We start from the raw sequence: 12,259 nt of genomic DNA, 5'->3' as shown, positions 1-12,259 counted from the left end.
CTTTAGGTGGGGGAATGGCAGTCTGAATGGCCATTGATCCTTATCGGCACCTGCTGCGGCCACTTCTTTTTTCTGGGTTGCAGGCGGATCCAGAATTTCTGCACCAGCAGTTTATCTCCCTCTGTGGGTGGCTTAATCAGGATCGTGCCCTGAGCACTTGGCTGCGGCAGCAACTTCAGCAACGCTATGCCCTTTCAGATCCCCGTTTAGAGCGGCAAATGTGGGGACTACGCTTTCCCAATCCCATTGGTTTGGCGGCAGGGTTTGATAAGAATGGTGTCGCCCGCAGTGTCTGGTCGGCCTTTGGCTTTGGCTTTGCGGAGTTGGGCACCGTCACTTGGCAGCCACAACCGGGAAATCCGCGTCCGCGCCTCTTTCGCCTAACAGCCGATCGCGCGGCGATTAATCGCATGGGGTTTAATAATGCCGGCGCAGAGGCCATGGCCGCCCTTTTGGAGCGATCGCCCCCGCCAACGATTCCCATCGGTATCAATTTGGGCAAGTCAAAAATCACCCCTTTGGAAGCTGCAAAAGAGGATTACTTAGCCAGTTTTCGCCGCCTGTATCCCCTTGGCGATTATTTCGTGATTAATGTGAGTTCTCCCAACACACCGGGGTTACGGGATCTGCAAGCCAAGGAACAACTAGAACCCATTTTGGAGACGCTACAAACCGCCAATCACCCCCGCAAGCCCCTGCTTCTGAAAATTGCCCCCGATTTGAGTTGGGAGCAGATTGCGGCAATTCTTGATCTGATTCAAACCTATGAACTCGCCGGCATTGTGGCCACCAATACCACAGTGGCACGGGAGGGGCTAAAAACCCAGATGATTCCGCAGACGGGGCGATCGCCGGCGGACGAGGCGGGAGGTCTCAGTGGTGCCCCTTTGCGCGATCGCGCTACCGCCGTGATTCGCTTTATCCACAAAGAGACCCAAGGCACTCTGCCGATTATTGGGGTGGGGGGGATTTTCACGCCAGAGGATGTGATCGAAAAACTAGCAGCCGGTGCAACACTGGTGCAACTCTACACCGGTTGGATTTACCAAGGACCGAGCCTATTGCGAGAGCTACTCCAAGGACTCTTAGCCCACGCCACCGATCAAGAGAAGCCAGAGAAATAGCGTCTGTGCCCTTGTCAAGGGGAGCATTCTAACTGTTAACTTTTCTATAGTATTGTCTCTATATTTTACGAAAGTATAAAAATATGACCGTTTCGCCCGAACAGATTGACCGCATTGTTTCCAACCAGCACCACGATCCCTTTGAAATTTTGGGATGTCACCAGATCAGTGAGAATGGCCAATCCATGTGGGCGGTACGCGCCTATTTACCCAATGCCGAACGGGTGAGTGTCCTCTGTCCAGAGCAGCGGCAAGAATATCCGATGACGCCAGTGCACCACCCCCACTTTTTTGAATGCCGCATTCCTCTGCCGGAACTGAATAATTATCAACTGAAAATTTATGAAAATGGCCACGAGCGGGTGATCTACGATCCCTATGCCTTCCGCTCCTCAAAGCTGACGGATTTTGATATTCATCTCTTTGCCGAGGGCAATCACCACCGCATCTATGAAAAACTCGGGGCACACCTGCTCACAGTCGATGGCGTTGCAGGGGTGTATTTTGCCGTCTGGGCACCCAATGCCCGCAATGTCTCTGTCATTGGCAACTTTAACCACTGGGATGGCCGCAAACACCAAATGGCACGGCGCGGCAATGGCATCTGGGAACTCTTTATCCCCGGCTTGGGTGTGGGCGAGCACTATAAGTACGAAATTAAGAACCAAGACGGCCACATCTACGAAAAATCAGATCCCTACGGCTTTTACCAAGAACCGCGTCCCAAGACCGCCTCTATTGTCACCGACCTCAACAGCTACGAATGGGGCGATAACGACTGGCTAGAAAAACGGCGCCACACCGACCCCCTGACGCAGCCGATTTCCGTCTTTGAGGTGCATTTAGGATCGTGGCTCCACGCCTCAATGGAAGACCCCCCTATTGGTGCTGATGGCCAACCCCAAGAACCCGTACAGGTGGCAGAACTCAAGCCCTGGGCACGCTTTCTCACCTATCGCGAATTGGCGGCCAAACTCATTCCCTACGTCAAGGAATTGGGCTACACCCACATTGAACTCTTGCCCGTTGCTGAGCATCCCTTCGATGGCTCTTGGGGTTATCAAGTCACTGGCTACTACGCCCCCACCTCTCGCCATGGCAGTCCCCAGGACTTTATGTATTTCGTGGATCAGTGCCACCAAAACGGTATTGGTGTGATTGTGGATTGGGTACCGGGGCACTTTCCCAAGGATGGCCACGGCCTCGCCTTCTTTGATGGCACCCACCTCTACGAACACGCGGATCCGCGCAAGGGCGAACACAAGGAATGGGGCACCCTTGTCTTTAACTATGGTCGCCACGAAGTGCGCAATTTTCTGGTGGCCAATGCTCTCTTTTGGTTTGACAAGTACCACATTGACGGTATTCGCGTGGATGCCGTGGCCTCGATGCTCTATCTTGACTATGCCCGCAAGGAGGGTGAGTGGGTACCCAATGAATACGGCGGACGGGAAAATTTAGAGGCGGCCAACTTCCTGCGCCAAGTCAACCATGTGATCTTTAGCTACTTTCCGGGAATTCTCTCGATCGCGGAGGAGTCAACGGCCTGGCCGATGGTCTCTTGGCCGACCTACATGGGGGGATTGGGCTTCAACCTGAAGTGGAATATGGGTTGGATGCACGATATTCTGGACTACTTCAGCATGGATCCTTGGTTCCGCCAGTTCCACCAAAACAATGTCACCTTCAGTATGTGGTATCACCACAGCGAGAACTTCATGCTGGCGCTCTCCCATGATGAGGTGGTGCACGGCAAGAGTCACATCATTGGCAAAATGCCGGGCGATCGCTGGCAGAAATTCGCCAATCTGCGCTGTTTATTTGCCTACATGTTCACTCACCCCGGCAAGAAAACAATGTTCATGGGGATGGAGTTTGCCCAATGGAGCGAGTGGAATGTCTGGAGCGATTTAGAGTGGCACCTGCTGCAATACGAACCCCACCAGCAAACCAAACGCTTCTTTGAGGATCTCAATCGCCTCTACCGTTCACAACCTGCCCTCTACACCCAAGATTTCAAACAGGAGGGCTTTGAGTGGATTGACTGTAGCGATAACCGCCATAGCGTTGTGTCCTTTATCCGCTGGGATAAGGACTACCAAGATTTTGTGGTTGTCGTCTGTAACTTTACACCACAGCCCCACAGCCACTACCGCATTGGCGTGCCGGAGCATGGCTTCTATAGTGAATTGTTTAACAGTGATGCCCGCGAGTATGGCGGTAGCAACATGGGTAACTTGGGCGGTAAATGGGCGGATGAGTGGCCTTACCACAACCGCCGCTACTCCCTTGATCTCTGCTTGCCCCCCTTGGCAGTGCTGATCTTGAAACTGGATCGCGAGAAAACAGCCGCTGAGCGGGCACGCTATAACCTCACACCCTAACCTTCAGGGAGGAGCTGGCCGGCCTGGACTTGCCAGAGGCCGTAATAGACGCCCTGCTGCGCCAAGAGTGCTTCGTGTGTCCCCTGTTCAACAATGTCGCCCTGCTCTAGAACGTAAATGCAGTCGGCGTGGCGAATCGTCGAGAGGCGGTGGGCAATGGCAATGGTGGTGCGATGGGCGGTAATGTGGGCTAGCGATCGCTGGATGGCGGCTTCGGTTTCGTTATCCACGGCGGAGGTGGCTTCATCGAGCACTAGAATCGGTGGATCTTTGAGCAGGGCGCGGGCGATCGCCAGCCGCTGCCGCTGACCGCCGGAGAGTTTTTGCCCCCGTTCGCCGACCACCGTGTCGTAACCTTGGGGCAGTTGCTCGATAAAGTCATGGGCTTCCGCCAATTTTGCAGCATGCACAACGTCTGCTAGGGTGGCCTGGGGGCTGCCATAGGCAATGTTCTCAAAGACGCTGCCATGGAAGAGAAAGACATCCTGACTCACCCAACCAATGGCACGGCGCAAGTCCCGCAGCCGATACTCGCGAATATCCACCCCATCAATGAGAATGCGCCCTTCTTGCACCTCATAGAACCGCAGTAACAATTTCACAAGGGTACTTTTGCCGGATCCCGTGGAGCCGACAATGGCGATCGTCTGACCTGCAGGCACGTGCAAGCTGACATTTTTTAGCACCGGCGCCCGACCCGCGTAGGCAAAGCTAACGCATTCAAAGCGCACCTCTCCTTTGACATGGCGCGGATCAAGGGGGCGATCGCCCGTACAAATCGCGATCGGCGTTTCCAGCAAATTCAGCACCCGCTGCGTTGAGGCCATGGCTCGCTGATACTGATCCAGTGTTTCCCCCAAACGGGTCAAGGGCCAGAGCAAGCGTTGAATCAGATAGACCATCGTGCTGTAGGCGCCCACATCCAAGCGCCCCTGAAAAGCGGCAAAGCCACCCAGCACCAACGTTCCCGTAAAGCCAAAGAGGATCACAAAGCGAATCAGGGGAATATAGGCAGCACTGAGGCGAATGGCGCGGCGATTACTCTGTTGGTAGGCTTCACTATCCCAGCGCAGGCGCTCCAATTCGTAAGCCTCGGCAGTAAAGCTCTTGATCGTTTGAATACCTGAGATATTGTTAGCCAAGCGTTCGTTGAGGCGTCCCGCCTTTTCCCGCACATCGGCATAACGAGGGGCGAGTCGCCGCTGAAAGATGACGGATCCCCAGAGAATAAAGGGCATCGGCAGCATCCCCCAGATCGCCACATTGGGCGCCAAATAAAAGAAAATCCCACCAATCACTAAGACGGTGGTTGTGACTTGCAACACCTCGTTGGCACCGCCATCCAAAAAGCGCTCGAGTTGGTTAATGTCATCATTGAGAATCGAGAGCAACACCCCACTGCTGCGTTCTTCAAAAAACGCCAAATCCATCTCTTGGACATGGGCATAGGTCTCAAGGCGCAGGTCGTGTTGAATCTGCTGGGCTAGGTTGCGCCAACTGCGGGCATAGGCATACTCAAAGAGGGATTCCAAGCTCCAGATCACAAATGATAGGCCGGCCAAGGCCAACAGTTGCTGCTCAAAGGTCACCAGCCCCCAGCGGGCGAAGAGGGAATCCTGCCGCTTCACCACCAGATCCACAGCAATCCCAATCAGAACGGGGGGAGCGAGATCAAAAATTTTATTGAGGATAGAGTAGAGGGAGGCAAGCCCCACTTGGCGTTGGTAGCGTTGGCTGTGGTGCAGCAGTCGTAAAAACGGATGCAAGGCTTCTTGGCCTCCCCAAAGTGCAGGATGATCGCGGGCAAGCAAATCACTCGCCTAATTCTTAAGATAGGCTAAAGAATTGCCCCCTTGGGGAACAACGCCGCCAACGCTACTGCCTACCTCTTAAACGGATGCTTTTCCTGCCTCCTGAATCGGTACCCACTCCGTATGGAAGGTTCCCGGTTTATCGATCCGCTCGTAGGTATGGGCACCAAAGAAATCCCGCTGTGCTTGGGTGAGATTTTGCGGCAGGCGATCGCGCCGATAGCTATCGAAGTACTCCAAGGACGCGCCAAAGGCGGGCACAGCAATCCCAGCACGGGTCGCCTCCACCAACACCTCCCGCCACGCCGCCTGTTTATCGAGGATGGTTTGCCGAAACTCCGGCGCCAGCAGCAGATTGGCCAGTTGCGGATTTTCGCTGTAGGCCTGCTTGATCTTATTCAGGAAGCCAGCGCGAATAATGCAGCCCCCTTTCCAGATGCGGGCAATCTCGCCAAGGTTTAGTTGATTATCAAAGAGTTCTTGGGAGCCTTTGGCAATCAGCGCCATCCCTTGGGCATAGGAGCAAATCTTTGAGCAGTAGAGGGCATCGCGAATTTTGTCAATGAATTCTTGCCTATTGCCGCTAAAGTGAGCCGCAGGGCCGGGGAGGACTTGGGCAGCCGCCATCCGTTCGGCTTTGATGGAGGACATGATGCGGGCATTCACGGCAGCGGTAATCGTTGGAATGGCCACCCCCATTTCAAGGGCACTTTCCACCGTCCAGCGACCGGTTCCCTTTTGACCTGCCGCATCCACAATCACATCCACAAGGGGCAAATGGGTTTCTGGGTCAATATAGGTGAAAATCTGGCTAGTAATTTCAATCAAAAATGAGTTGAGTTCGGGGGTCTCATTCCAACTTTTGAAAACCTCATGAAGTTGCTGGTGATTGAGGCCAAGGAGGTTTTTCAGCAGGTCATAGGCTTCGGCAATGAGTTGCATATCACCATACTCAATGCCATTGTGCACCATCTTGACAAAGTGCCCCGATCCCCCCGGCCCAATGTAGGTGACACAGGGGCCATCATCCACTTGCGCTGCAATTTTGGTGAGAATGGGTTCGAGGGCTTGATAGGCCTCCCGACTGCCACCGGGCATGAGACTCGGACCATTGAGGGCACCTTCTTCACCACCGCTGACCCCCATACCAAAGAAGCAGAGTCCTGCCGCCTCCATTTCAGCAACGCGGCGTTCGGTATCCGTGTAGAGGGAGTTGCCCCCATCAATGAGGATGTCTCCCGGTTCAAGGAGTGGCTTGAGTTGCTGGATCAGGTCATCCACGGGTTTGCCGGCTTTGACCATCGCCAAAATGCGGCGGGGACGCGACAGCGACGCCACAAATTCCTCAAGACGATAGGTGGCCTTGAAGCGACGGCCGGCGGCTCGTTCGGCCATGAAAGCTTCAGTGCGGGCGGGGGTGCGATTATAAACCGCCACGGAGAATCCATTTCGCTCCACATTGAGGGCAAGGTTTTCCCCCATGACAGCGAGGCCAATGACGCCAAAATCTTGCTGTGACATACATCCGTCCTGCAATGGCAAGGATCACTTCCACCATAGCGGCAAGCTCAGCCAGAGGAATGGAAGAAGACGTTAAGGTTCACTAGCGGTTGATGTCCCGCAGCAGACAGCGCAGGTTGTCCCACGTGCTCAGGTAGATCAGGTTATCAATTTGCCAGCGATCGCTCCCTTGGCGCAGGAGTACTTTTATCGGCACAGGCGTTCCCGATCGCCCCCGTAGACCTACCATAACCTCAATATCCACTTCCGCCACTTGGGGATGATTGGGCGATCGCCGCACGTTGCGCACTTTCACCCCTTGAGTACTCACTTGGGTAAAGGAAAAGGGATCAAAGTCTAGCCAAGCGCCATCCCGTGGCTGTTTGCGAAAGGCTTGCATCAACTGCTGGTATAGATCGGGCGTAAACGCTGCTCGCTGCTGAGAGAACCGTTGGCGGCCTTGATCTTGGTTTCGCACCCACCACTGATAAAATTGGCTCACCACTGTTTCTGGTGCTGAGCTGGCGATCGCCCCCGTCTCGATGACAAGGGCAAGACTAACGCCGAGGGGCAACCACCACTGCATCGGCTAGGCCAAACCCACCAGTTTTTCGCTCAACTCCCACAGGCGGCGCGCTTTTTGCTCATCACTGCCCTCTGCCGAGAGTTCTTGGACAAAGGCTTTGCGGCCCTCTTTTTGGCGGTTACCCCAACTCCAGTGCACCCCCGACTGGCAAAACTCTGGGTCGGCCACCACCATTGCGACGCGCTCACCCGCTAGTTCTTGACTGACATAGCCCCCCGTGATGTTTTTCTGGAAGAGGGGGAAGAGCTTCTGGAAGAGGGGAAAGTGGTTGCGAAAGAGGGGGGTGTCCGCCACACAGCCCGGATACAAGGAGCTAAAGACAATCCCCGTCGAATCATGGAAGCGGCGATGTAGTTCCCGCACCGTGAGCATATTGCAGAGCTTGCTGTCTTTATAGGCCTTGCCCGACTTGAAGGGCTTGCCGTTAATCATGGCGATGGGTTTCTTGAAGCCCTTCTCAAAGCCTTCGAGGTTACCCAAATCGGGGGGAGCAGGAATGGGAATTTTGCCGCCGAGTTCTTTGCGGTTGGCCGTCACCGTGCCGAGAATCACCAAGCGCTTATCGCTTTCGGGAGACTTCTTCAAATCATCGAGGAGGAGGTTGGCCAAAAGAAAGTGCCCCAAATGGTTGGTGGCCACACTGATTTCATAGCCATCCACACTGTAGATCGGTTCCTTGAGCAGGGGATAATAGACAGCGGCATTGCAGACAAGGGCACGCAAGGGGTGATTCAATGCCCGAAATGACTCCACAAAGCCGCGCACACTGGCCAACGAGGACAAGTCCAAATGCAAAATCGTGTAGGCCTGCGGCGGAATCTGCAAGTCTTTGGCGGCTTGCTCTGCTTTTTCAAGATTGCGGCAGGCCATAACAACGTGCCAGCCCCGATTAGCTAAGGCTTTGGTGGCATACAATCCGACTCCAGAGGATGCACCCGTAATAATGACCGTTGGGCGTGGCTGATCACTCATAGGTTCTGTGGCATACCTGCGGTAACGTCGCTATTGATCCTGCCATAGAAGCGATCGCCCCCTAGGCGCACCCCTAGGGATCATTTACAGTTACTTAATAAATAGACTCGATAGTTAATCAAGTTTTGTATCTAGCTCGCCTCTCCCCTATTTTCAGGATTAACCCGACTCTATGACTATCTCCCAACCCCTGCCGCCGTGGCTGCGCAAACCCCTTGGCAAAGCCAGTGAGATCTCCACCGTGCAACGCTTGGTGCGCCAGTATCGGATTCACACCATCTGTGAAGAGGGGCGCTGTCCCAATCGCGGTGAATGCTATGCCCAAAAAACCGCCACTTTTTTACTCTTGGGTGCCACCTGTACCCGTGCCTGCGCCTTTTGCCAAGTGGAGAAAGGTCACGCTCCCGCCGCCGTTGATCCAGAGGAACCGACAAAAATTGCGGCTGCTGTGGCTACCTTGGGATTGCGCTATGTGGTTTTAACCTCTGTGGCTCGCGATGACTTACCCGATCAGGGGGCGGGTCAATTTGTTGCGACCATGCACGCGATTCGCCAACGCTGTCCCGGCACTGAAATTGAAGTCCTCACCCCCGACTTTCGCATGGATCGGGGTCGAGTCTCCCAACGGGACTGCATTGCCCAAATTGTGGCGGCACAGCCTGCCTGCTACAACCACAACCTCGAAACTGTACGCCGCTTGCAAGGCCCGGTGCGACGGGGTGCCACCTATGAGAGTTCACTGCGGGTCTTGGCCACGGTTAAGGAACTGAATCCCCACCTTCCCACCAAGTCGGGCTTGATGTTGGGCTTGGGAGAAACCGAAGCAGAGGTGATTCAAACTCTAAAAGATTTGCGAGCCGTGGGGTGCGATCGCCTGACCTTGGGACAATACCTGCCCCCCTCGTTGAGTCATTTGCCTGTGGTCAAGTATTGGACACCTGAAGAATTTAACACCTTGGGCAAGATTGCCCGCGAACTCGGCTTTTCCCATGTGCGATCGGGGCCTCTTGTACGTAGCTCCTACCATGCAGCAGATGCCGCGCCAACCCAAGAAGCGTGATGGGTACTTCATTCAATCAGGAAAGTATTTGCCCCTTGTGGTGACCATTGCCGCACCGCGATCGCGAATCAACGCCTTGGCTGCCCGCTCAACGCGATAGCCAAAAAACAGAGGGCGAATCTCCTCGTTGGCCTCTACTTGAGACACAAGATCCAAAAAACGCTCCACTTCTGATTCAGTAATGTTACTTTTGACTTCCCCTAGCACTAACACTGGTCGTCCTTCTATGCGGCCGCGAATCACTAAGTCAAACTCATCACTGCCGTTGCGCAGCGGCAGGACATCCCGCTCACAAAATTCGATTTCCATGCCCCAGCGATGTTCTAGGATTTCGGGCACCACTTCCAGAGCAAGGTCTTCTAGGGACCCACCGAGAGCTTCACTGAGACCGCCCACTTGGCGTGCGAGTTGTTTGACGGCTCGTTCAGTGCGCTTTTGCGCTTCAGCCAGTTCTGCAACAGCAACAGCTAGCTGATCCACTCGTTCTTCAGTGCGTTTTTGAGCTTGGGCGAGTTCTTCAACTTGCTCTTCAGTGCGTTTTTGGGCTTGAGCTAATTCGCCTACGATGGACTTCAGCTCATTGAAGTCTCTTGCTTTCACCAAATCGTTGTAGGCTTCATGGATGACTTCTGCAAGCAGATGCGCCTGCTCGGGAGGAAACGCCGCCCGCAGCTTTTCTTCGAGGACAGAGGTCATTGCATCTATGAAATCTTGGCTGTACTTTCTATTGTACCGACCAAGCAGAACTTCTCTGGTTGCCACCCCCTCTATCAGAAAGGCTCCTTGTGTGCAGCTCGTACCACGCCAGCCAGACGAATAAAATTCCAGTGTCAACAAATCAAAACAAAGTATTTGACAAATCAAAGGGGAAGCACTTAGGATCTATTAGAACTTGCATAATCGGCTTGCAACACATTTAAGCCATATTGTGTAAGCTAAGTACTAGGGGACAGCAGAATGAATTGATCGCTCTGCCGAACCCAGACGCTCGTGAGTGAGGAGTAACATCGTGAAAAAGACGTACCTGTTAGCAGGTAGCTTGAGCCTACTGGGTGTGGTCGCAGGGGCTAACATTGCTACCGCGAATGAACCCGCCAACTTCGAAAACCTAATTGCTGCTGAACCACAAAATCTCCAAGTTTCTGAAGCATTGCCTGCCCCCAACACCATTGCAGACGCTTCGAGCACGATTACCTCTGTCAATCAGCTTCTGGCCAACGAAGAATCCATGGGGCAGGTGACCTCTGTCTCGCAGCTGTCTGACGTGCGTCCCACCGACTGGGCCTACCAAGCCCTCGCCTCCTTGGTTGAAAAGTATGGCTGTATCGCGGGTTATCCTGATGGCACCTTCCGTGGCAACCGTGCCGCCACCCGTTATGAAATGGCAGCAGCATTGAACGCCTGCCTCGATGTGATTAGCGATCGCTTTGCCACCAAAGAAGACCTCGCCACTCTTCAGAGACTCATGGATGAGTTCGCTGCTGAACTCGCCACCCTGCGCGGTCGCGTGGACAACCTCGAAGCCCGCACCGCTGCCCTTGAAGCCACTCAGTTCTCGACAACGACCAAGCTTACGGGTACGGCGGTGATGTCGGTGCAGTACGGTGGTCGCCCCAGTAGTAATAGCATTTTTGGCTCCCGGAGTCCTGCTGGAGGCATATCTTTCGCATCTGGTCGTACTAATCCGACTGTTATTGCTGGCGTTCTGCTGAACCTGAATACCAGCTTTACTGGCACTGATTTGCTGCAAACCACCCTGTCTACGGGCAATGGCGGTCGCGATGCCATTAGTACTTACGGTATTGGGTTACAAACTAGTTCAACTTTAGCTCCAGCGGGTACAACTGATATTTTCACAGCACCTTTTCCTTATGCTAGCCCCAGCCAGTACTACTGGTCGAACTTTGGTCCGAATGTGGAGCTATACCGCCTAGCCTATACGTTTAAGCCCACCCAAGATATCACCATTACTGCAGGGACACGGTTCTATCCGAGCGATATCATTGACACCAATAGCTGGGCGAACTCTCCTGCTAGTGACTTTGGCACTTACTTCTTCCTCAACAACCCCTTCATTGTGCCCTACGCCATGAACTACCTAGGGGGTGCAGGGGTTGCTATCCAGTGGAACCCCAATGAAGGTCCTTTTACTGTGCGGGCATTGTATCTTGCGGCAGAGCCAGGACGAGCTAATTCTGGCATTGCCCCTCCAAGTCCGGGGGGTGGGTTTGCGGGTGATCCCTACCAAGCTTCCTTGGAGTTGGAGTATGCCAACACCTTTGGCAATGGTCGCAACAGTTATGCGGTGAAGCTTCAAGGTACCTACTCCAAAACCTATGGCATTGAGGCGCAAGCGGGGGGCATCAACTTTGAGCTCAATCTGGGTCGCTTGGGCATCTTTGGCCGTGCAGGGGTAGCAGGGATTCCCAATGGCTACTTCCCCAATGTTTCGCCCCTACCGTTTTCTATTTTTGGTTTCCCTGCCGCTGGCATGATGGCCTATAACTTTATGGCGGGTATTGGCTACAAAGACTTGTTGGTGCCAGGTTCAGTACTGGCGGCAGCGGCGGGTGCGCCGTTTATCAACAGTGCACCTAGTTTTGCTTTCATTAACAATGCCAATCAGGTCAACATTGAGGCCTTTTACAAATTCCCCATCAGTGACAACATCAGCATCACGCCTATCTTCACAGCGATTATCAACCCCAACAATACCAATGGGGGTGGGGTTATTTCTGGTCAGCCGATTCTGCAAGGCGTGATTCGGACTACGTTCACGTTCTAGAGCGGGTGAATTTGCCCTCACCCTAGATCCCTCTCCC

Annotated in this window: 9 protein-coding genes; 4 read left to right on the top strand and 5 right to left on the bottom strand. The window is 54.0% G+C overall.

The genetic code is table 11. From position 1 onward, the window contains the following. Positions 1-32 precede the first annotated feature (32 nt). On the top strand, positions 33-1,124 hold the full coding sequence (locus tag RHH53_RS12990) for a quinone-dependent dihydroorotate dehydrogenase (protein ID WP_315862935.1): 1,092 nt from the start codon (positions 33-35) through the stop codon (positions 1,122-1,124). 83 nt (positions 1,125-1,207) lie between these two features. After that, positions 1,208-3,508 carry a 1,4-alpha-glucan branching enzyme gene (gene glgB / locus RHH53_RS12985; protein ID WP_302676882.1) on the top strand — a complete coding sequence of 767 codons (2,301 nt, stop codon included), beginning with the start codon at positions 1,208-1,210 and terminating at the stop codon, positions 3,506-3,508. Here glgB and RHH53_RS12980 read toward each other — a convergent pair. From RHH53_RS12980 to RHH53_RS12965, 4 genes are all read right to left on the bottom strand, one after another. Continuing rightward, positions 3,505-5,319 carry an ABC transporter ATP-binding protein gene (locus tag RHH53_RS12980; protein WP_310743882.1) on the bottom strand — a complete coding sequence of 605 codons (1,815 nt, stop codon included), beginning with the start codon at positions 5,317-5,319 and terminating at the stop codon, positions 3,505-3,507. The genes glgB and RHH53_RS12980 overlap by 4 nt on opposite strands. A gap of 78 nt (positions 5,320-5,397) precedes the next feature. After that, positions 5,398-6,840 (bottom strand): NADP-dependent phosphogluconate dehydrogenase, encoded by a 1,443-nt coding sequence (gndA, locus tag RHH53_RS12975; RefSeq protein ID WP_310453812.1) that lies wholly within the window; start codon positions 6,838-6,840, stop codon positions 5,398-5,400. Between the two features lie 82 nt (positions 6,841-6,922). Next, positions 6,923-7,405 (bottom strand): DUF3828 domain-containing protein, encoded by a 483-nt coding sequence (locus RHH53_RS12970; RefSeq protein ID WP_302678494.1) that lies wholly within the window; start codon positions 7,403-7,405, stop codon positions 6,923-6,925. Positions 7,406-7,408: 3 nt separating this feature from the next. Beyond that, positions 7,409-8,377 (bottom strand): protochlorophyllide reductase, encoded by a 969-nt coding sequence (locus tag RHH53_RS12965; protein WP_302678493.1) that lies wholly within the window; start codon positions 8,375-8,377, stop codon positions 7,409-7,411. Between the two features lie 172 nt (positions 8,378-8,549). On the opposite strand from RHH53_RS12965, the gene lipA reads away from it, so the two are divergent. Continuing rightward, on the top strand, positions 8,550-9,437 hold the full coding sequence (gene lipA, locus RHH53_RS12960) for a lipoyl synthase (protein ID WP_310438662.1): 888 nt from the start codon (positions 8,550-8,552) through the stop codon (positions 9,435-9,437). A 12-nt stretch (positions 9,438-9,449) separates the two neighbouring features. On the opposite strand, the gene RHH53_RS12955 is transcribed toward lipA, so the two are convergent. Beyond that, positions 9,450-10,133 (bottom strand): hypothetical protein, encoded by a 684-nt coding sequence (locus RHH53_RS12955; RefSeq protein WP_310438661.1) that lies wholly within the window; start codon positions 10,131-10,133, stop codon positions 9,450-9,452. Between the two features lie 313 nt (positions 10,134-10,446). On the opposite strand from RHH53_RS12955, the gene RHH53_RS12950 reads away from it, so the two are divergent. Beyond that, positions 10,447-12,222 (top strand): iron uptake porin, encoded by a 1,776-nt coding sequence (locus tag RHH53_RS12950; protein WP_310438660.1) that lies wholly within the window; start codon positions 10,447-10,449, stop codon positions 12,220-12,222. Positions 12,223-12,259 lie beyond the last annotated feature (37 nt).

The organism is Thermosynechococcus sp. PKX82, assembly GCF_031583255.1.
Classification (GTDB): domain Bacteria; phylum Cyanobacteriota; class Cyanobacteriia; order Thermosynechococcales; family Thermosynechococcaceae; genus Thermosynechococcus.
The sequence above is the reverse complement of the archived record's forward strand: the minus strand, read 5'-3'. Positions and strand labels throughout refer to the sequence as shown.